The following is a 21,164-nucleotide window of genomic DNA, read 5'->3' on the forward strand; positions in this document are numbered from 1 at the left end:
GTAAGAGCCAAAGGGACTCAGCTCGGGTCGCGCCTTGAGGAAGAATCTTGTCGAACTTCAGTGAGCGAGTCTCATTTATCTGGTCGGTTGCCGACCTGCTTCGTGGTCCGTACAAACCAGCACAATATGGCAAGGTGATCCTGCCTCTGACGGTCCTGCGCAGGCTTGATTGCGTTTTGGAGCCTACCAAACAGAAGGTTTTGGACAAGGCAGCATCCCTCAAGGCGAGCGGCATTAAGGACATTGAGCCGATCCTGAATAAAGCCGCTGGACAGAAGTTCCACAACACCAGCAAGTGGGACTTCCAGAGGCTCAAGGGCGACCCGGATAAGATTTCGACCAATCTGGCTCACTACATCAAGACCTTTTCCTCGAAGGCGCGCCAGATCTTCGAGTTTTTTGAATTTGAGAAGGAAATTGCCAAGCTGGCAGAGGCCAACCGGCTTTACCTCGTCGTTTCCAAGTTCGCTGAGATTGATCTTCACCCGTCCGTCGTTCCGAACTATGAGATGGGTTTGATCTTCGAGGATCTGATCCGGCGCTTCAATGAAGCGTCGAACGAAACTGCTGGCGATCACTTCACTCCGCGTGAAGTGATCCGTCTGATGGTCAACCTGCTCTTCACCCCAGATTCCCAGGTCTTGCGGACTCCCGGCACCATTCGGACCCTGTATGACCCGGCCTGCGGAACCGGGGGCATGCTCAGCGTGGCTGAAGAGTTCCTTCGCGAGTTAAATCCGGACGCAAAGCTCGAAGTTTTCGGCCAGGACTACAACAACGAAGCCTTCGCCATCTGCTGCTCCGACATGATGATCAAGGGGCAACATTCGGACAACATCAAGTTTGGTGACAGTTTTACCCAGGACGGTCTCGCGGGGAAGAAGTTCGACTACCTGCTTGCCAATCCTCCCTTCGGCGTCGAGTGGAAGCCGCAGGCCGACAAGATCATCGCCGAGCATGAGGAGAAGGGATTCGATGGCCGGTTCGGTCCCGGCCTTCCGCGCATCAATGACGGTTCGCTCCTCTTCATCATGCACATGATCGCGAAGATGAAGGCGGAAGGGTCGCGCCTGGCCATCGTCTTCAACGGCTCGCCCCTATTCACCGGCGACGCCGGATCGGGTGAGAGCGAAATTCGCAAATGGATCATTGAGTCCGACTGGCTGGAGGCAATCGTCGCTCTGCCCACGGAAATGTTCTACAACACCGGCATCGCCACCTATATATGGATACTCACCAACCGCAAACGCCGTGAGCGCCGCGGCAAGGTCCAGCTCATCAACGCAACCGATCTTTATGTGAAGATGCGCAAGAACCTTGGCAACAAGCGCAACGAACTCTCTAACGAGAACATCGCAGAGATTGTCGATTTGTATGGCGACCTCACGAAAAATGGCCGCTCAAAGCTCTTCGACAATCGAGACTTTGGCTTTCACCAGATTACGGTTGAGCGTCCTCTCAAGCTGGCGTTCCAAGTTACGCCGGAGCGCATCGAGGCGCTCAAGGAAGAGAGCGCCTTCCAGAAACTGGCAACCTCCAAGAAAAGAGGTCGCGAAGGAAAGAGCGAGATCGATGCGGGGCAAGCCCTCCAGCTTGGAATCGAGCAGATGTTGAAAACGATGGACGCTTCCATCGTGGACAAAAACCGTTCCGGGTTCGAAGTGCGTCTGGTTTCTGCAATCGACCAAGCCGGAATCAAGATTCCCGTGCCGGTCCGTAAAGCCATCTTCAGTGTCATGTCCGAGCGCGATGAATCGGCCGAGATTTGCCGCGATGCGGACGGCAACCCGGAACCCGACGCCGAAATGCGTGACTACGAGAACGTACCGTTGAAAGAGGACATCCACGACTTCTTCAAGCGCGAGGTTCTGCCGCACGTGCCCGACGCTTGGATCGACGAGTCGAAGACCCGCATCGGCTACGAGATTCCTTTTAACCGCCATTTCTATGTCTTCAAACCGCCGCGTCCGCTCGACGAGATCGATGCCGAGCTGAAGACCGTCGCCGGCCGCATCATGACTATGCTGGAGGGGCTGGCCGAATGAGCGAAATCCTCGATCCACGCAACGGCGCGCCCGAAGAGCAGGGCTTCGCCGAGATTGTCCGGCTGATCGATGCTGGCCAGAGCCGTGCGCTCCAGGCGGTCAATACGGCGCTGATCGACCTTTACTGGCAGATAGGTGAATCCATCAGCCGACGGCTAGCGACAGCCGAATGGGGCGAAGGCACCGTAGACCGGCTGGCCGCGTTCATTGCCCTGCAGATCCCAGGCGTGCGCGGCTTTTCTCGGCGCAATTTGTTTAGAATGAGACAGTTCTATGAGGCTTATCGAGACAACCAAATTGTGTCACCACTGGTGACACAACTGCCGTGGTCTCATCACCTCATCATTCTGGGCCAAAGCAAGCGGCCGGAAGAGCGTGAGTTCTACCTCCGCATGGCAGTTCGGGAGCATTGGTCCAAGCGCCAACTCGAACGCCAGTTCAAAGCTGCGCTCTTCGAGCAAGCGGTTCTCAATCCGCCAAAAGTGTCGCCAGCGGTGGCACAAATTCATCCAGAGGCGCTCACCATCTTCCGGGATAGCTACACCCTTGAGTTTCTCGGCCTACCGCCCGAGCACTCCGAGGCCGATTTGCACCGCGGCCTGATTGCTCGTATGAAGGATTTTCTGCTCGAACTCGGCCACGATTTCTGTTTCGCCGGTTCGGAGTACCCACTCCAGGTCGGCGGTCAGGATTTCGCCCTCGATTTGCTCTTTTATCACCGGGGATTGAATGCGTTGGTCGCCATTGAACTCAAGGTGGGCCGCTTCGAGCCTGAGTATCTCGGCAAGCTCAATTTCTATCTGGAGGCGCTGGACCGCGACGTGCGTAAGCCGCACGAGCGGCCCTCCATCGGCGTGCTTCTTTGCGCAAGCAAGGACGATGAGGTGGTCGAATATGCCCTCAGCCGGAGCCTAAGCCCGGCGCTGGTTGCCGAGTATCAGACTATGTTGCCCGACAAACAGCTTCTCCAGGCGAAGCTCCACGAGTTCTATCGGCTCAATGCCTCGGAAGGAGACGAGGCATGAAGCTGCCGCGCTACACGAAATACAAAGACAGCGGGGTGAAGTGGCTGGGGCAAGTGCCGGAGCACTGGGAACTGCATCGCGTCAAGTCTCTCTTCGAAATCAAGAAGAGAATTGCTGGTAAAGAGGGATATGACGTCCTATCTATTACTCAGCGCGGTCTTCAAATACGTGATGTTGAAAGCAATGATGGTCAGCTCGCTGCGGACTATTCTAAGTACCAGTTCGTGAAGCCCGGAGATTTTGCCATGAACCACATGGACCTTCTCACGGGCTATATCGACATATCGGGGACGTTTGGAGTGACAAGTCCTGATTACCGAGTTTTCTCAACGCGTCCAACAGCGACCATTCATGACCGCTATTTCCTTTACTTGTTCCAGAATGCTTACAGGGAAAAGATCTTTTACGCCTTCGGTCAGGGAGCTTCTCATTTAGGACGCTGGCGATTGCCAGCCGATCAATTCAACAATCTCGCTTTGCCAGTGCCGCCCAAAGAAGAGCAGATCGCAATTTGTTCCATACTCGACTATGAAACCGAGAAAATTAACGTTCTGGTCGAAGAACAGCAGCGCATGATCGAGTTGCTGACAGAGAAGCGGCAGGCCATCATTGCCCACGCCGTCACCAAGGGCCACAACTCTTCTATGCCGATGAAAGCTTCTGGCATCAAGTGGCTGGGGTCCATACCCGCAAATTGGGAACTCTCGCGACTGAAGAACTGTTGTTATGGAATTGTTGATTGCAAAAATCGAACACCGGAGGAGAAGGTCGACGGCGGCTTTTTCGTAGTTCGAACAACCTGTGTTAGGAACGGAACTTTTTGTTCTGACGGTGGGTATTTCACTGATGAGAAAAGCTATGTGGAGTGGACAAAGAAAGGAACACCCAGAGAAGGTGATGTCCTTTTCACCCGTGAAGCACCCGCCGGTGAAGCATGCCTAGTCCCTAAAGACTTGGTGTTCTGTCTCGGACAAAGGATGATGTACCTGCGACCTGACACAGACAAGATACTTAGCGAGTACCTACTCTACAGCATATACGGCCCATTGATTCGAGGCAGAATCGACGCGAAATCGAAAGGCAGCACCGTCAACCATTTGCGCGTAGGCGAGGTTGGAGAACTCCCGATCCTTGTTCCCTCAATTCCAGAGCAACGTGAGATAGTTCGCGAACTAACTGCCCAACTGAGCACGTTATCTTCGTTGATGGCACATGCGGCTCACGCCATCGCACTACTTCAAGAACGTCGTTCTGCCCTCATCTCCGCAGCTGTGACCGGACAGATAGATGTGCGCAACTACCGTCCCGAGGAGGCTCATGCCGTATGCCAGTAGATCACAAAGAGAAGGCCTTCGAGTCGGCAATTGAGCATCATCTGGTCACATGCGCTGGTTACGTCAAAGCCGAGCAGGGCTGGTTTCATCAGGAGCGTGCTCTCGACCCGACGCAGTTCCTTCCTTTCATTCAGGAATCCCAACCAAAGATATGGGAGCGGTTGCGCAAGCTGCTGGCCGAGCGCACCGAAGAAACGCTGCTCGACGATCTAGCCAAGGCGATGGACACGCGCGGCTCGCTCGATGTGCTACGCCATGGCTTCAAGTGCTACGGCGAGCCGGTCAAGGTCGCATACTTTAAGCCAGCCACGCGCATGAATCCCGACGATCTGGCCCTATATCAGAAGAACCGCCTCACCGTAGTCCGTCAACTTCTCTTCAAACCGACAAGCTCGCAGGCGCTGGATTTGACCCTCTGCCTCAACGGCATCCCTGTGGTCACCGCAGAGTTGAAGAATCCGATGACCGGCCAGGACGTGCAGAGCGCGATGTACCAGTACAGGAATGACCGCGACCCGAACGACCTGATCTTCCAATTCAAGAAACGCGCGCTGGTCCACTTCGCCGTCGATCCCGACCTGGTCTATATGACGACGAGATTGGCAGGGAAAAGCACCTACTTTCTTCCTTTCAACCAAGGCGACGGTCTAGGCGCGGGCAATCCGCCGGCCGCCGCGGGCAAATATAAGACTTCGTACCTCTGGGAGGAGGTCTGGCAGCGGGACAGCTTGCTCGACATCCTTGGCCGCTTCATGCACCTGGAGGTGACGGAAGCGGAAGTCGGCGGCAAGAAGATCAAGAAAGAGACAATGATCTTCCCGCGCTATCACCAGCTCGACGCCGTACGCAAGCTGGAGAGCACAGCGCGCCAGGAGGGTGCCGGCGCAAACTACCTGATCATGCACTCCGCCGGTAGCGGCAAGAGCAATAGCATTGCGTGGCTGGCGCATCGGCTCTCAAATCTGCACGGCGAGAACGATGAGCGTGTCTTCGATTCGGTGATTGTGGTTACGGATCGCCGCGTCCTTGACCAGCAGCTGCAGAACACAATCTATCAGTTCGAGCACCAGAGCGGCGTTGTGCAGAAGATCGACGAGGACTCGACGCAGTTGGCGGAAGCGCTCAAGTCCGGCGTGCCCATCATCATCACCACACTTCAGAAGTTCCCCTTCATCACAGACAAGGTCGTAGACCTGCCCAATCGTATGTATGCGGTCATCGTGGATGAAGCGCACAGCTCGCAGACCGGCGAAGCAGCAGCAGAACTGAAGGGCGCGCTGGCGGGCAATGCCCTCAAGGAGAAAGCAAAGCAGGAGGCAGAAGAAAGAGGGCTCGCCGATTACGAAGAAGAGATCGTCAAAGCGATGGTGAAGCGCGGTCGTCAGCCGAATCTGAGCTTCTTCGCCTTTACCGCCACACCGAAGTACAAAACGCTGGAGACCTTTGGTCGCAAGGACGGGAGCGGCAAGCCGCAACCGTTTCATGTCTACTCCATGCGACAAGCCATCGAGGAAAAGTTCATTCTTGATGTTCTGCGCTACTACACGACGTACAAGACATACTTCCGGCTGATCAAATCCATCGAGGACGATCCAAAGCTGGACAAGAAGAAAGCTGCCCGTGCGCTCGCGCGCTTCGTCAGCTTTCACCCATACAATCTGGCGCAGAAGACGGAAGTGATGATTGAGCATTTCCGTACGTTCACAAAGGCAAAGATTGGTGGGCGCGCAAAGGCGATGGTTGTGACCGGTTCTCGGGAGCACGCTGTCCGCTACAAGCAGGAATTCGACAAATACCTCGCAGAGAAGGGCTATCACGACATCAAGGCGCTGGTCGCATTTTCAGGAACGGTGGAACTCGACACGGGCGACGAGTACACCGAAGTGGCGATGAACAACGGAATTCGCGAAAGCCAGTTGCCCAAGGAGTTCGCGAAGGATTCATACCAGGTCTTAATTGTTGCTGAGAAATACCAAACCGGTTTCGATCAGCCGTTGCTGCACACGATGTACGTAGACAAGCGTCTGGACGGCGTGCAGGCCGTACAGACTTTATCCCGCCTGAATCGCACGCACGCCGGCAAGGAAGACACGTTCATCCTCGATTTCGTCAACGAGGCGGAGGACATCAGAGAAGCGTTCAAGCCTTACTATGAGATCCCGGCGATCGATCAACAGGTCGATGTGCAGCAACTCTACGGGCTCCAGAAGAGCCTAGCCGATGAGCAGATTTACTGGGCGAACGAAGTTGAGGAGTTCGCAAAGGTCTTCTTCAGACCAAAGCAATTTCACTCGCAGACAGATCACGCAGCGATGCATCGCATCCTGAACGGTCCTGTAGAGCGGTTTGAAGCTCTGACCGAAGAGAAGCAGGAACAGTTCCGCAGCAACTTGGTCGCGTTCCGGAACCTGTACTCGTTCATGTCACAGATCATTCCGTTCCAAGACGCCGATCTTGAGAAACTCTACGCCTTCGTTCGGCTGCTTGTGCCACGCTTGCCGAAGCGTGGCATTGGCCCGGCCGTGGTGCTTGAGGATGAGGTGGCCCTTCGCTTTTATCGTTTGCAGCAGACGAGTGAAGGTTCAATCGCTCTAGCGGCTGGCGAGCGGGGAACTGTCCCCGCGCCTACAGCAGTCGGTACGGGCAAAGATCGTCATGAACAGGTCGAGCTTTCTCGATTGATCGATGTCGTTAACGAGCGATTCGGAACTGACTTCAAGCCAGCTGATCAATTGTTCTTCGAGCAGATCAGAGAGGAAGCGATATCCGACACCGCAATCCAGCAGGCCGCTATGGTCAATTCTCTGGAGAACTTCGGATACGTATTCGACAAGGCGCTCGAAGACAAGTTCATTGATCGCATGGACCAGAACCAGGAGATCTTCGCTCGCTACATGAACGACAAAGACTTTCAGCGTGTGGTGGCTGATTGGATGCGGAGACAGGTTTATGACGAAGTGCGTGCTCAGACATCAGAGGGTGTACCCGCGCGGGAACTACGTACTTAAATCAAAAACTGATCTGGCACTGGGCTGATCGACTCTTCAGTCGGTAGACCTTTCAAATCAATAGAGTGGCCGCAGTCGTACCGCAGGCAGTTGTCCGGATTTGAAGTTTCTGCCATGATTGACAACAAGTGAACGGGTTCTGCTATGCGACTTGCTCTTCCCCCAAGCCTTCGCATCGCTTCCGGTTTGCTTTTGGCCGCCCTGCTGAGCATTGTCGGGTATCAAGTCTTCCTGCGCATATCTCATTCTCCAGAGGCGCTGCTGAAGCGAGCCGACGATCTGTCATGGCTCAATAGCTGGATTGCAGCGGCTCCTCTTTACCATCGCGCCGAACTCGAATTCAAAGAAAAGGGCGATACGTCACGGGCGCTCTACGCGCATGTCAGCCAGGTACTGGCGCAGAGCGAATCTTCCAGAACAATTCCGAGTCAAATTGCGGAATTGCGAGGCGACCTGAACCGCCCGGAAGCGAGCGATCCGGAAACCCGTCTGCGAATTCTTACCATTCTGGGGATGCTGGAAACAAACTACGATGCCGGCATGGCCCGTGATACCTGGTCGCAGGTTGGGTCAATCTCAATACGGCGGCAGCATTATCTTCTTGCCTCGCGCGCGATTGGTGAACAGGGAATCGCGGCGTTCCTGCTTGGGGATCTTGCGACGGCGAAGAAGGATGTCGAGAAGGCATGGATGGTGGCGAAGGTTGCCGATCCTGCCGCCCACATCCGTTATGCCAGCATGTACGGCACCGGTCTAGTCGAACTTCACAAATACAAAGAAGCGCTTGGGCCACTCAACGAAGCGATCAATGTCGCCAACAAAACTCGTGACGCGGCCTATCCGTCGATTGCCATCAATGCCAAAATCGAAGCGCTCAGCGGTACCGGCCAAAGTGAAAAGGCACTTGCGCTCGCAGACGACGCGATGAAGAAGATTGCGGAGCTTCACTTGGCTGGTCACTTGTATGAGTTTATCAGGTGCGGGCACGCGTCTACGAGGAGAAGAACGACTGGAACGAAGCGATATCGGACCTCAATCAGTCCGTTCAATACGCAAAACAACTCTCATATTGGCGTGGGATCACCCAGGCAGGCGGCTTGCTTGCGGAAGCATACCTGCACCAAGGAAATCTCCAGTCCGCTTTAGCAGCCATCAACGAAGCCATCGATGCAAACAAGCAAATCCCGGATGAGCTGTACCAGGTCCCCAAGAATCTGGCGATCAAAGCACAAATCCTTGCGCGGCTAGGCGATATCCGAACCTCCAACGACCTCTATGAAAAGAGCGCAGATTTGCTCGACGCGCTTCTCAGTAAAGTTCCAACGCCGACGGTTGAACGGCAACTCTTGAGTGACCTCAGCACCGTGTATTCCGGCTATTTTGCCTCGTTGTGCAATCAAGACCGGATCGCCGACGCATTTCGAGTGATCGAGCGCGCTCGTGGTCGCGTCGAAGCGCAGGGACTTTCAGATCATGTGCTCGTTGTTCCACAGCAACCGACGCCGGCTGATCTCCGACTGACCGCGCTCAACGTACAGTTGCTCGACACTGACGACCCGATAAAAAGAACGAGCGTGCTTGAAGAAATTTACACCGCAGAACAGCAGCTCGGTGGGCACGTCAGCCAAAGCATCCCCGCTCCGGTTTCTCTGAGTGCGCTGCAGAAAGATCTATCCCCGTCCGATCTCTTCATCGAATATGTGTTGGATAATCCAGTTTCATACGCATTGGCGGTAACGGATACGACGGTTCGGCGCTACGAATTGCAAGGCAGAGATCAGATCGAGCAAGACTCGGCACAGTATCGTTCCGAAATCATCAAACGAGGAATTGACCCAGCGCTTGCCGCGAAGCTGTTTCGAGAACTGCTTGCCCCAATTCAGGAATATAAGCAGAAAACTCACCTTGTAGTGGTTCCCGACGGAAAGTTGCATCTGCTTCCGATCTCAGCCCTGGCAGATTCGGGCCAATATGTTCTGGCTTCGCATAGCGTTAGCGTGGTGCCATCCGGTTCAGTACTGGATATGCTGCAGCACCGCAGAGTTCGAACAGAGCAAAAGGAACTTCCGTATGTCGGAGTGGCGGCGTGGATATCCAAACCGCCACCGACAACTCTGCTTGCCACCATCCGCCGTGCGGTTTCGGGGCCAGAGAGGCGAGAGCTGGTCGCACTGCCCGAAAGTCGCAATGAAGTAGAGACCATTGCAGGCGATCTTCCAAAGCCCAGCACCGTTCTCCTCGGCGATCACGCGACAAAAACGGCATTCGAACGGCTACCGCTCAATCAATATGCGGTCATTCACCTTGCGCTACACGGCTATGCCGATCCTGAGTTCCCCGACCGATCAGCCCTCGTCTTTGCGCCACGTTCCTCACCCGCGGACGACGGCCTACTCCAGGTACGGGAGATTCGTACTCTGCCACTGAACACCGACCTCGTGACACTATCGGCTTGCGATACAGGAGTCGGTCCGGTAGGGGAAGAGGGCGTGGCGAACGTCGTCAATGCGTTTATCGAGGCGGGCGCACAAAGCGTGGTTTCTACGCTCTGGGAGATGGAAGATCATTCCACCGCGCAACTCATGATTGCCTTCTATGGAAATCTTAGCCATGGAAAGACGAAGGTAGAAGCTCTGCGCGAAGCGCAGCTCGGATCATTGAAATCTGGAGACTCGCCATACTTCTGGGCCGGGTTCGAACTTGATGGCGAGCCAAACGCACCGCTCTTTGCTAGTTCGAAATCAACTTCCTCGTTGAGGAGCAGTCAATGACAACAAGTGTCGCTGCGGTTGCGCAGATGCCAACCGAGCTTTCGGCTGAAAACAAGCACAGCATTCTTGAAAATGTTCTCAGCGCTTTACGGAAGCGGTTTTACTCGCCCGAGAAGTTGAATCGTGACTGGCAGGCAGCAGTACAAAGGCACAGAGCCAAAATAGAGTCCGCTCCTACCGCTGATGCGTTCGAACAAGCTGTGAGCGACCTACTCAAGGAGCTAAATTCCTCCCACCTGGGATTTTTCCATCAGAGTGCGCGGAGGGCATCGAGTCGCGCAGCGCTCAGTGCAACCTACTTGGCCGACGAAACGGCTTACGGAAAGCGGTGGATCTTTCAAGATGTTCACAGCGGAGGGGCGGCGGCTATAGCGGGCATTGAGCCAGGCAATATTCTCCTGACTGTCAACGGCGAGGAGATCATTCCGCCTGAGCACCCGGTATTCCCGATGGGCAAGCAAACCAATGTCGAGCTGATTGACAATCAGGAAAACCGGCGAATGGTGATGGTGGACGTAGCTAAGCCGAAAGGCAAGAAACTCCACTTCATCGAACCGACACTTGTCGAAGCGCGGCGACTCAAAGAGGGTATCGGCTACCTGAAGATAGCCATGTTCCCCGGCATGGTTGGAGTTGTTGTCGCCAATCAGATCACGGATGCAGTCCATTCCTTGGGAGCAGTCGATCGGTTGATTATCGACCTCCGAGGAAACACTGGGGGTGGAATCGGCGCTCTTCGAGTGATGAGCTTGCTTACCTCAGAGAGAATTCCGGTCGGCTTCGCTCTCGATAAGCGCCGCACAACTGGAGACCTCAACCACGAGAGACTAAGCTTTCCCCGGTTCTCCCGGATTCCATCGAATACGAAGGCACTTTGGCCTCTGGCGTTGCGCTTTGCTCCAGCGATGCTCACCAAGAAGCCAATTGTCCTCGAAACCGAAGGCCTCGCTCCACAGCAGTTCCACGGACGTATCGTTTTGCTGGTCGATCGGCATACCGCCAGTGCGGCAGAAATGATCGTCGCCTTTGCACGGGAGAACAACCTTGCAACGATCGTCGGCGAGAAGACGGCTGGCCGCCTGCTGTCAGCCACGTCCGTCAAAGTAGGAAACGGATTCCGCCTCGCACTTCCAACTGGGGCATATCACACGTGGCGAGGATCTGTTCTTGAAGGAACACCAATCGAACCAGACCGTCTCGTCGAATTTGATTGGCGGGACAGACGTCGAGGCAATGATGGGCAACTCAACTTCGCAATCGAGTGCTTGCAAACATTCTCGAAGGCTGGTTGAGAAGGTGGCAAAGATCCCGGTCGACGATCTTTCTACGCCTCGGTGAGTGACTTGGGCGATTTGGGGCCAACAGTGAAATTCTGAGGCACCCACTGGCGAGAACGGTGTTTCCCAACGTAATCCTCGAAGTCTGCAATCAGGCTCATGCTCCCGAAGCCGTTCACGCCCATCGCTCATCGCCGTAGAATCTAGATCTCGGCACTGATTGTGTCTCGCAGAGCGATGAGGGCATTTTGAAATACGGCAAGTTAAACCAACGGACGAATCTCATCCCAACATTGGTAATGACCTATTTTGATGGCGCTAATAAGGCCGACAGCACGCAATACGATGTGATTACTTTGGCTTCTGTTTCAGGGACAAAGCACGAATGGCATCGCTTCAACAGAGAGTGGCGGCAGGTACTCAACAAGCATCGCGCCGCCTATCTGCACGTCACCGACGCTATAGGTCAAAAGAACGATTTCGGGAAGTGCTGGAATACGAGACGCCGAGACGCGTTCATTATGGATTGTGTCAAGGTGATCGGACGCCACATCGCTCGCCCGATTCGATACAACGATCCTGGCCGACTCGGGCTTTACCCGCATTCGATCACAATTAAGTTAGCGGAGTTCATTAAAGCCCGGCAGGACAATCGGGGCGTTCCCAGTAGCGCCAACGAAGTGTGCGCGACACAGGCCGTTTTCGATTGTATGAAGTGGGGATTCGATGGGCTGGGTGCACAGAACATTCACCTTTACTTTGACCAGGGAGAGCCTTTTCGAGGCCACATTTGCGACCGCGCAAACAACCCAAAGGTATTGAAGCAACTCCCCTTCTTGGCCAGGGTCACGAAGATCACTGATCGCGATATGAGGGTGACGCCCGCATTGCAGTTTGCTGACCTACTTGCGTGGTGTGTCAGCCACAAAACCGATGTGCGCACAAAATGGCACGAACGGCTCCTTAAGAACCCCCATGAAGAATATTTGGTTGGTTATGACCAATTAGTTAATCCGCTTCCAAAGACAGTTGAATTAGTTACGAAGTGGAAGCTGCCAAAACGAAGGGCTCATCCGTAAATCTCTTCCAAAGTGGGGGAGAAATTCAAAGTCACCTCCAATTAATCGATTTTCGTTCGCGCATCAACTTTTACGCGCCGCTAACGACTATTGAGGCTTTCGCATCCACAGATCCTTCGCGCCCTTCACGAGGTCGGGCCTGAAGAACTGCACATGCCCGCATACGTCGCAAAGCGCGATCATGAAGAAATTGTGGCTGTATTGGGCCGGTTGGGGACTCATGACAGGAGCAGTTAGCCCCCATGACTGCGGAGCCTCGGTATTCTTCCGGAGATCTTCCGGGCCATTCAGGAATTTGTACTCTCCCTGCCCGCAGAAGGCGCACGTGTGGGGAAAATCAATCAGGATGGGCCTCCCGTTCGCCTCAAGAATGCGAATCAGCCGCGTCACCGCTTCAGCGGCAACTTTGGCATCAGGATACCGGGCGCTCGGATTGTGGACAATCATCCTGTCCAGCAGCTCGTGGACGAGTTCATATTCGCGGCGGTTAACGAGACCTTTGCCCAGCTGATTTCGAGCTGAGCGATGATCCTCACGGTCAAACGGTCTGGTACCGGGAAACATCGAGTGCAGCACTTTGCCCAGCGAATACACGTCACCGGTGGGCGTCACATCTTCGAGACGTCCATCTCGCGTTTCCGGTGCGCCGAACCAACGCGGACCGGCGACCTCCATCGTCTCAGTCACGCGATCATCGTCAGTATTCTCGTCGCCCAGAAGAAAGCACAGGCCGAAATCGCCGACGACGGGCTCATCATTGCCGTCGAGAAAAATGTTCCGCGGCTTGATATCGCGGTGCACTATGTTTTTCTCGTGGGCGTGCGCCACGCCTTGGCAGATGCCGAGGAACCTGCGGAGCGTTTCCATCACGCTCAATTTGGGCGCGGCGTCGAGGCTGCCGTTTTCACAATACGGCGTGACCAGGTAGGGCGCGCCGCGCTCGTCCGCTCCGTAGTCTACGATTCTCAGAACATGCGGGTCATCGAACTGGCGCAGCGCCTCGATCTCTCGCTTGAAACGTTCCTGACGCTCTGGTCTGCGCGCTTGTCCCGGAGGCATCGTCTTCATCACATAGAGTCCGCCGTCATCGTCGTCTATGCACTTCACTATCTGTGCATCGCCCTGGCCGCTCTTCGAGAAAGTCTTTCCGGTGCGCTTCCACGAACTGAAGTTGCCGATTTCCATGTAAGGTCCTGATTCCGTAGGGCCCTAGCACGTACTTCGTTACTCATGAAATAACCAAGTATGCAGGCCAGTTGCGGGATAATTGTGATTGTTGCATGAACATTCTATTCACAACGACCGGTCATTTTGAAGACCGCGACCATGCCCTGCTCGTCAAGACGCTTCGCGACCAGAAGCACATTGTCGAGTCGCTCCCCTTGGAGCGGCTCATGGGATATCTAAAATTCGACCCGGTCAGCCAACGCGCGGCGGTCGATGCGATCCTGTGCAAAGCCGACACCGACCCGGAGACGATTGCGACGTACACGCTCCCGCGCGTGTTGAAATTAGCCGCGGAATTCCGTAGGTTGCCGGAGTCCTGCGCCATGCGCGATGGACGCAAGTGGAAATCCATCCCGTTCATCGCCATTTCTGACCAGCCATACCATTTCGGCTATCCCGACGAGATACGAAAGCTGAATGTAACGATCATCCACCCCACTCCCTACCCGCAGGAAATCATCTCGCAGGTAAAGGACACCGTCGACGAATACCTCAAGCGCATCCTCGAAGATTACCGCCAACTCGGCATTATGTTCACGTTCGAGAAAGGTCGGGCTAAACTCGCGCCAGCTCTCAAGAAGAAAGATCCGGAGATGGAGAGCGCCTACTACTACGCACCCGCAGACCGCCGCAATCACCGGGGATGGGTCACTGTTATGCGGGACAATGAAGCCATCGCCGCCGATGTCGAGATATTTCAACGGCTCCTCGAGATGAAGGTCAGTGAACGGGAGATGCAGAGATTCTTTGAAGAGAACCCGTTCTTCCTGTCGCAGCTGCGGTTGGGCATCCAGACGCCACATCCTTCCTACCGCACTCATCGCTGGTCGCCGGATTTTGCCTTTACGTCAATCCTCGGCGCGTCTGACCTGCGAGATATTGATCTGCTCGAACTCAAAGGCCCCGCCGAAGAGCTACTTAATCAACACAAGAATCACCCGGGATTCACGGCGCTCCTACATAAAGCGATCGACCAGATCCGCGATTACGGCGAATACGTCAATCATCCGGAGAACTACCGCAAAATGATGCGCCAGTTCGGCTACATCCCGCAGTCGGCGCGACTCGCCGTGGTCCTCGGGCGCGATTATGACGACAAGGAAAGGATGGTGTGGGTTGATAAGCGTCGCCGGCAGAATGTCGATATTGAGATCATCACCTATGACAAAATCCTCGAAACGCAGGCCAATCAGCTCAGCCCCATCATCACGCCGACGATGACGGAAATCACATCCCTACGCTTCGGCGGGGCTGTTTCGACCAATTTCCTCGGCTGATTTCCGCGGGCACGGGCGTGATTCATCACTTAATCTGAAGCGGGTAGTAGTACGCGGCTTGGTCCTGTTCGTGTGTGGTTGAGAGGAAGTATTGGCCAGCCTGGGCTTTGCTCAGATCGATGCTGGTCAAAATTTGCTCCTTCTCGCCGTTTGTTGCTGTGAGGGCAAGACCCTCAGCGACTACACCATTGCCGCTCTGGTCACGAGTGATCGCGACCAGATACTGGCCGGGAGCACTATGCCGTGGCAGCACAATCGTGAGATTGATGTGAGCCGCGGGCAATAACACAGACTGTAATTGACCTGCCTGTTCGCCGCGAACAGTTCCAGCGTCCCAGAGGTCCACCGTTTGAGAAACGGCTATGGCATTATCTGTCGTCGGCGTGTGGCGGGTTGTGTATATTCCAACGAGCACTGCGGTCACGAGAATGGCGCAGGAAGCGGCAACTGAAGCGATCATGACTTTCCGCCGACGCGAGCGCTGCTCTTGTCGAATAGCAAGAAGCTTGCTCATGCACGTGGGGCAGGTTGCCGCGTGATCTACACGCGGATCGGAAAGCGATATTTTGGGGGATCTTCGTGCCAAGTCCCGGAGAAAGATCTCGTCAGGACATGGGCCTGAGGGACTCGTTTCCCCTGCGAGTACTCTTCGCTGATGTTGCTGCGCAATCCATTGCTCAAACCGGTCTTCAGCGTCTGAGGACCGGCGCCAGCTCAGCCGCATTTAGGGGACTCTCCAGGTTGGGATAGATCATCAAGCAGCAACCCCAACTCACGGAAGTATGCCTTGCGGACCTCCGAGTAGTCCATTTCCAGGTCACGACCGATCTCTCGCCACGAATATCCGAGCCAGCGCCAATTGATGATGCTTTGAGCAAATGGCGACAGCTTGGCGAAAATCTCACTCGCGTAGATGCGTTGCTCGATTTGTGGCTGTGCGGCACAAACAGCTTCGAAGTCCGATGCCGAACCGCTTGCGCGTTCGCGCCTTTGCTTGAAAGCCAGGTGTTTCGCCTCGCGGCGAATCTCGCTTTTTACCCGAGCGTTTACCTTTGCCGAGCTGGCATCGGGATGACGGGTAATGTAATCGGTCGCGTTTCGGACGGCGTGCTCCATCAGATCATGGGCGATGTGGGCGTCATTGAGGAATGTCCAGGCGCATAGAAGCGCGTAGGGCCAGGCTGCGTTAGCAGCGGCCTCCAAAACCTGATCAGAAGGAGGGTGTCCAGTCGTGCAGGCCCAACTCCACGTCAGCACTTGCCAGCTGCGACCATTAGGCGGCATTCGGGAGCATTTGCCCGGAGGGGGAGGAACCACCAGGTACCCGTAGTATAGGCGAGATCTCGCAAAAAAACTTCAATTTCGCCCCCACACTTGGCCCTCGGAAATGCCTTTAGTAGCTGCAGGACTTCTGGCGTGCAGCGGACATCGACATCACGAGCAAGCGAAGATCTTCTTCGGGAAGATGACCGTGATTCGTCTGGGCGTCTCCTCGCGGGCGCTCAACCTGCAACCGTCTTCGCGATCGATCAAGCTCGAAGGCAAACGTACCCGTTCTCGGCCTGCGAGGAGTTGGCCGCCAAGTTCGCGATCACCTTGGTTGAAGGGAAGTGGAGGGCGCCGATCCTCCGGCATCTCCAGAGTGGTCCCATACATTTCGGAGAACTTAAAAGAAGGCTTTCGCCAGTCTCAAAGAAAGTGCTGAATCAGCATCTTCGGCAGATGACAAAAGACGGACTCATCACTCGTACAGACTTCGCCGGCAAGGTGCCGCGGGTGGAATACTCGTTGGCGAACCCTATCGGGTACTCGGTTTTGGAACTGCTCAAGGCGATTGCTGAGTGGGGAGACAGACACTACCCACAGATGAAAGACGACGAAACTGGCGTCGCGTCGAGAGGTTGAATGTGGGTGGAAGAATGCGCTCCGCTATTGATCTACGAGAGCGAAAAGCCCTGGGATGAAGTACCTTCGCGCTCTTTTCTTTCCAGAATAGCCAACTGGAGGCACGACACTCGCATCTCATCGCGCACGCGATTCGCGGAGTAACTCCTTACGGATCAGTTGTGGTGGCGCGTTGGACCTCTCTGAGCCAATGGCACACCGATGAATCTACTTTGAGCGTCCTGAGGATCGAAGCTCAACCCGGTGGAAATCTTCTCCTTTTATTCGCCTATACTGGTCATGATGTTCCATGCTCCTTCAGGCCTTTATCCGTTTGTTGTTGCGTGCAAGGAATGCCGACGGAACATCCCTGCGCCGGTGGAAACTCTGCCGGACTCCTGGATCATTGCTAAATGCCCGCTGTGCGAGGAGCAACGCCGCTACTTGCCCACAGACATTTTCCAAGGACGACTTTCGCATGAACTCGTTGGGAAGTTTCGGCGCGCTGGAGACGTCAAATGGGCGAGATGAAGCGGGCAATCGCCCGCGAAGAACAGGACCGTCGGAATCAGGATCGCTTCGCCAGCACCGTCGTCATTGCCGCGTCGATCATCGCGGCTGTTCGTTTGGCGCGAGACGATATCGGATATTCGTCTCCTCGCGTCTATGCGGCCATTTCTGACAGCGTCAGCTTGGCACGGAAGATCTTGCAACGAGTGATCGGTGGATGAACTCGCTTCGGTGCGGCCTACATTTGGTCCGATTCTTCCACGATCAGGTAGTGAGAACCGGGGGGCTGTGTTGAATTCTTGGTCCAGAATTTGGTCCAATTGCGTGCCGTAGAGGCTCCGATCGTTCCTCTTGGCTCCTGTCTACTCCGTTGAAAACATGTGTACTCCGAGGTTTATCATTCGGCTGTTAACCGAAGGGTTGTAGGTTCGAGTCCTACCTGAGGAGCCAATCTTCATGTTCTAAGCTATTTAATTTCAGTTATTTATAGATAAGAAAACCTGCCAGTGTAAACAATTATTACAACAATTGTTTTTCTCTGTATGAGCGCTTCGGGTGCCATACCCCCACCCTTCATTTCGCGAGTGTATACACGCGAGCAGGCGTTGCGGTCTGGGAGCGCTTTCGATAGGACTATTTGACCCCCATATCCCCCTACGCTGCTCGTTCCCGCGCTTGGCGTTCGACTCCATGCGTCGCGAGAGCACCTATCGATGCTAAGCATGGTTCAAAACGAGAAGGTACAGTACGAGCAACGCAAACAGCGCCGTAATCAGGACACACTGCGCAGCCAATGTCCAGTTCGCCTTGGTTTGGAGTGCGCCGTGGATGCTCTCAAGCGCATCCCGCCATCGACGGTTTCGGCGAAGATAGAACGTGATAACGTGCTCATCCGAAAACTCTTCAGAGGAGAGTTTTGACAGGTCTGTCGCTTCTCGCATCTGGTTGACAGACTCGAATGGAACGATAATGTCTTTGACGCGGAGCGCAACCGCCGACAAGATTACTGCGACCAGAGAAAGGGCGGGCGGCAGCACCACCACGAGAACTTTCAGACCTCCGGCCTTCATGAGCGCGACCACATAGCCGTCTTTGAAAAAGCTGGCCACGGCTGCCAGCACTATGCCGCCAACAGTCGCGGTCCCCTGAGCTTTAGCATCGATTCCTGAGAAGCTCTTGTAATAGTCGTCATATTCTTTGGCAGCTGCATCGCAGGCGCTGATTGCAACACTGACCTTATCCGCCATGGGCGTGCTCCGAAACGTTCACCTTTTCTTCGCGGCTTTCTTCGCGGCCTTCTTCGCGGCTTTCTTCGCGGCCTTCTTCGCGGCCATCTTCATGGGCTTCCTTGCAGCGGCCTTCTTCGCCCCACGCCGTGACACCGGCGTGAATATCGGGGTGTCATGATCATGCAGGTAGCAGTAGAGACTCCCCTCGGAAGCGAGTCTCTCGCACCGAGCGCCTGATAGCGTGTGGCCAAGGCAAATGATCGCCATCCGACGTTGACTGTCCTCTGTGAGATTTTATGTAACCTTTGTACCTCAGTGTGCACGCCTCTGCAATGGCGTTCGTGCATCGGGCTCTATGGGGTGACTCTCATGTGCTAACGTCCCCCTACATTGCATGCGGTCCGAGTGCGATACGATTGAGGCAATCTTCAGACGCCCCACCCGACCTATCGAGCAGGAAACATTATGTGCAGACTTCCATATCTGATCTTGGTTGCAACTGTCCTTATCTCACCAGCAACCGCCTTCGGTGCGGCATGAACGCGGTGTAAGCCATGAAGAGTTCGGGATGCGGAGGGCCGCACCAATGGGACATAAATAACGAAGAGTCTTGTGTCGACGCGACTATGCTTTATCCGACTCGGAGGTAAATGGTGACAATCGTTGCCGGATTCAAGTGCGATGGGGGCATCGTTCTTTGTGCTGACACTCAGGAAACGGCAGGCGCTGCAAAGAAGAACGTCACGAAACTGCAAGTCCACCACGGTTTCTTTAACCCGTTGTCGGGGGAAAAGGATCGGCGATTCGCCGCTGCGTTTTGTGGGGCCGGGGACGGACCTTTCATCGACAAACTCTTGAATGAAGTTTGGGCGGCCATTAGGTGGTGTGAATCGCTTTCCGACGCATGTGTGATTGCCGAGTCAAAGATCAAAAGCACGTATGAGGAGTACGGAAGAATCTTCCAGAACGGCCTTTGCCCGCAAGTCGACTTGCTGTACGGGATCACGATGGACGAGTTTAGCTGCCTTTTTTCGGCGACCGGTCCCGTTGTAAATGACGTGACCGACTACATCTCAGGCGGCGCAGGTTACTACCTATCCGATTTCATAGCCAGCAGAATGTATTCGCCAAGTATGAACGTAAAGCTGGGCGTCACTCTGGCTGCATACATCCTCCTCCAGTGCAAGGAACACGTCGAGGGCTGCGGCGGTGAAAGCCATATCGCGGTTCTCAGAGAGAGCGGAAAAAGTGGTTACGTAGCGACCTCCATCGTCCAAGAGATAACTGATTTTCTCTACGAGTCGGATCCTGAAATCGGCAAGTTCCTGCTGTCCGTAGCTGACCTTGATGTGTCACAGACTTGTCTCAATAAGCTGACCAAGGATCTTACAAAAACGCTCACATCGAAGCGCGCTTTTCACATCGACCGACTCGGGAAGTACCGCCAGTTCCTACGGGCTAACGACGAGCAGTTAGGGCTAACCAAAGAGCGTGATGAGCTGAACATAAGCGAAGATCATCTTGGCATATAGGAAACCATTGGGGCCAGCATCCGGCCAGCGCGCTGTTGGGCTCGGGCGCGGGTTTGAACGCCCAAATCGCCTCCGGCTGCACGGCGGGCCCGTACAGCGTGAGCAAGGGGAATGTAAGGCGGGCCAGCGTTCGCCAGCCCGCTCTGTTGCTACTCTGCCTGAACCGCAGAGCGGGTAGTGATCTGCTCCCGCTCGCCTGCACTTTTGCCGATACGCTGCTCCAGCTTCGCCGCATCGATCCCTTTGCCCTTGGCGTAGGCTTTGAACTGCTCAAGCGTACAGGGGTTTCCGTCGATCATGAATCGCGTCTCACGCCCGTTCCGTTTGAGCACCCGCGTTTCGGGTGGTTGCATTGCCGCTCTCGGGAGCGCGTCAATCAAGGCCAATTCCAACTGATGAAGTTCCTCGCAATCTGCGCCGCCGAGGCGGGTGAGTTCGACGCTTCTCATCATGTCCTCGACGATGTCCACATGCTCTCTTGCCATGAAACAGTTCCTCCTTGGAGCGTTGCCCGTCAGATAGTGACGGAGGTTGATGGATAGGCCGGTGTGACGACCGGGCTACAATCGATGAGGCGCGACAGGTTGAGAATCGTACGCTTGACCTGGCCGTTTGGAGCGACGTTCCACACGTCCTCAGCCACAACGAATCCGAAGCTGCTGCCTACAACATCTCCGCGCTTCACAAGTTCGTAAACGTCGCGGCCCACCGTGGTATCGGGCAGGTCGCAGCTATACAGCAGGCCACGAGCATCAACGCTCACCCGTGCCGTGCCGCTTGCCGTGCGCCCGAGCAGCTTGTGGGCATCGTGGTTGAACAGAACCAACACGTCCGGCTTTGTTCTCAGTACTCCATCAAAGGCGTGATGGTCGATAGTCTCGATGAACCCAATGTCGTCGCTCGGGCTGTCGAAGCGAGCAGCATAGCCCGCAATCTTCTTCGCCATTGCCTGTAACTCCTTTCTGG

18 protein-coding genes and 1 pseudogene are annotated in these 21,164 nt (G+C 55.0%); 13 read left to right on the forward strand and 6 right to left on the reverse strand.

Going from position 1 to position 21,164, the window contains the following annotated elements; genetic code table 11:
• The first annotated feature begins 47 nt into the window (after window positions 1-47).
• The 8 genes from MOP44_RS14645 (at window position 48) to MOP44_RS14680 (ending at window position 12,539) form a co-directional block, all read left to right on the forward strand.
• Window positions 48-2,045, forward strand: coding sequence for a type I restriction-modification system subunit M (locus MOP44_RS14645; protein ID WP_260790734.1), 1,998 nt, complete (start codon window positions 48-50; stop codon window positions 2,043-2,045).
• A complete protein-coding gene (locus tag MOP44_RS14650; RefSeq protein WP_260790736.1) occupies window positions 2,042-3,070 on the forward strand; it encodes a PDDEXK nuclease domain-containing protein in 1,029 nt (342 codons plus the stop codon). The genes MOP44_RS14645 and MOP44_RS14650 overlap by 4 nt, the downstream gene beginning before the upstream one ends.
• A complete protein-coding gene (locus tag MOP44_RS14655; protein WP_260790738.1) occupies window positions 3,067-4,404 on the forward strand; it encodes a restriction endonuclease subunit S in 1,338 nt (445 codons plus the stop codon). Before MOP44_RS14650 ends, MOP44_RS14655 begins: the two co-directional genes overlap by 4 nt.
• Window positions 4,395-7,412, forward strand: coding sequence for a type I restriction endonuclease subunit R (locus MOP44_RS14660; RefSeq protein WP_260790739.1), 3,018 nt, complete (start codon window positions 4,395-4,397; stop codon window positions 7,410-7,412). Before MOP44_RS14655 ends, MOP44_RS14660 begins: the two co-directional genes overlap by 10 nt.
• A 144-nt stretch (window positions 7,413-7,556) precedes the next feature.
• Window positions 7,557-8,558: a hypothetical protein gene (locus tag MOP44_RS14665; RefSeq protein ID WP_260790740.1), complete on the forward strand. Its 1,002-nt coding sequence runs from the start codon at window positions 7,557-7,559 to the stop codon at window positions 8,556-8,558.
• A gap of 554 nt (window positions 8,559-9,112) precedes the next feature.
• Window positions 9,113-10,183, forward strand: coding sequence for a CHAT domain-containing protein (locus tag MOP44_RS14670; RefSeq protein ID WP_260796652.1), 1,071 nt, complete (start codon window positions 9,113-9,115; stop codon window positions 10,181-10,183).
• Entirely contained in the window at window positions 10,180-11,475 is a 1,296-nt protein-coding gene (locus tag MOP44_RS14675) for a S41 family peptidase (protein WP_260790741.1), read from the forward strand. Before MOP44_RS14670 ends, MOP44_RS14675 begins: the two co-directional genes overlap by 4 nt.
• Before the next feature lie 233 nt (window positions 11,476-11,708).
• Complete coding sequence (locus tag MOP44_RS14680; RefSeq protein WP_260790742.1) at window positions 11,709-12,539, forward strand: hypothetical protein; 831 nt, start codon at window positions 11,709-11,711, stop codon at window positions 12,537-12,539.
• An 87-nt stretch (window positions 12,540-12,626) separates the two neighbouring features.
• Here the strand turns inward: MOP44_RS14680 and MOP44_RS14685 are convergent, their stop codons facing one another.
• Window positions 12,627-13,724 carry a serine/threonine protein kinase gene (locus MOP44_RS14685; protein ID WP_260790743.1) on the reverse strand — a complete coding sequence of 366 codons (1,098 nt, stop codon included), beginning with the start codon at window positions 13,722-13,724 and terminating at the stop codon, window positions 12,627-12,629.
• Between the two features lie 95 nt (window positions 13,725-13,819).
• On the opposite strand from MOP44_RS14685, the gene MOP44_RS14690 reads away from it, so the two are divergent.
• Window positions 13,820-15,043 (forward strand): DUF4263 domain-containing protein, encoded by a 1,224-nt coding sequence (locus MOP44_RS14690; protein WP_260790744.1) that lies wholly within the window; start codon window positions 13,820-13,822, stop codon window positions 15,041-15,043.
• A 25-nt stretch (window positions 15,044-15,068) separates the two neighbouring features.
• On the opposite strand, the gene MOP44_RS14695 is transcribed toward MOP44_RS14690, so the two are convergent.
• Together MOP44_RS14695 and MOP44_RS14700 are read right to left on the reverse strand one after the other, a co-directional pair.
• Window positions 15,069-15,557, reverse strand: a complete 489-nt coding sequence (locus MOP44_RS14695; RefSeq protein WP_260790745.1) for a hypothetical protein — start codon at window positions 15,555-15,557, stop codon at window positions 15,069-15,071.
• Between the two features lie 200 nt (window positions 15,558-15,757).
• The gene (locus MOP44_RS14700; RefSeq protein WP_260790746.1) at window positions 15,758-16,246 is read right to left on the reverse strand and encodes a sigma-70 RNA polymerase sigma factor region 4 domain-containing protein; all 489 of its coding nucleotides are present in this window, start codon (window positions 16,244-16,246) and stop codon (window positions 15,758-15,760) included.
• Window positions 16,247-16,459: 213 nt separating this feature from the next.
• Here MOP44_RS14700 and MOP44_RS14705 point away from each other — a divergent pair, with 213 nt between their 5' ends.
• Together MOP44_RS14705 and MOP44_RS14710 are read left to right on the forward strand one after the other, a co-directional pair.
• Entirely contained in the window at window positions 16,460-16,948 is a 489-nt protein-coding gene (locus MOP44_RS14705; protein ID WP_260790748.1) for a winged helix-turn-helix transcriptional regulator, read from the forward strand.
• A gap of 497 nt (window positions 16,949-17,445) precedes the next feature.
• On the forward strand, window positions 17,446-17,658 hold the full coding sequence (locus MOP44_RS14710; protein ID WP_260790750.1) for a hypothetical protein: 213 nt from the start codon (window positions 17,446-17,448) through the stop codon (window positions 17,656-17,658).
• 495 nt (window positions 17,659-18,153) lie between these two features.
• Here the strand turns inward: MOP44_RS14710 and MOP44_RS14715 are convergent, their stop codons facing one another.
• Entirely contained in the window at window positions 18,154-18,684 is a 531-nt protein-coding gene (locus tag MOP44_RS14715; protein WP_260790752.1) for a hypothetical protein, read from the reverse strand.
• On the opposite strand from MOP44_RS14715, the gene MOP44_RS14720 reads away from it, so the two are divergent.
• Together MOP44_RS14720 and MOP44_RS14725 are read left to right on the forward strand one after the other, a co-directional pair.
• Window positions 18,683-18,844 carry a hypothetical protein gene (locus MOP44_RS14720; RefSeq protein WP_260790754.1) on the forward strand — a complete coding sequence of 54 codons (162 nt, stop codon included), beginning with the start codon at window positions 18,683-18,685 and terminating at the stop codon, window positions 18,842-18,844. The two genes, MOP44_RS14715 and MOP44_RS14720, sit on opposite strands and share 2 nt — an antisense overlap.
• Before the next feature lie 472 nt (window positions 18,845-19,316).
• On the forward strand, window positions 19,317-20,198 hold the full coding sequence (locus MOP44_RS14725) for an Ntn hydrolase family protein (RefSeq protein ID WP_260790756.1): 882 nt from the start codon (window positions 19,317-19,319) through the stop codon (window positions 20,196-20,198).
• A gap of 149 nt (window positions 20,199-20,347) precedes the next feature.
• Here the strand turns inward: MOP44_RS14725 and MOP44_RS14730 are convergent, their stop codons facing one another.
• Window positions 20,348-20,668 carry a hypothetical protein gene (locus MOP44_RS14730; RefSeq protein ID WP_260790758.1) on the reverse strand — a complete coding sequence of 107 codons (321 nt, stop codon included), beginning with the start codon at window positions 20,666-20,668 and terminating at the stop codon, window positions 20,348-20,350.
• Window positions 20,669-20,712: 44 nt separating this feature from the next.
• A pseudogene (locus MOP44_RS14735) lies at window positions 20,713-21,147 on the reverse strand (HK97 family phage prohead protease); the annotation flags it as partial.
• Between the last annotated feature and the right edge of the window lie 17 nt (window positions 21,148-21,164).

Source organism: Occallatibacter riparius (genome assembly GCF_025264625.1).
Lineage (GTDB): Bacteria > Acidobacteriota > Terriglobia > Terriglobales > Acidobacteriaceae > Telmatobacter > Telmatobacter riparius.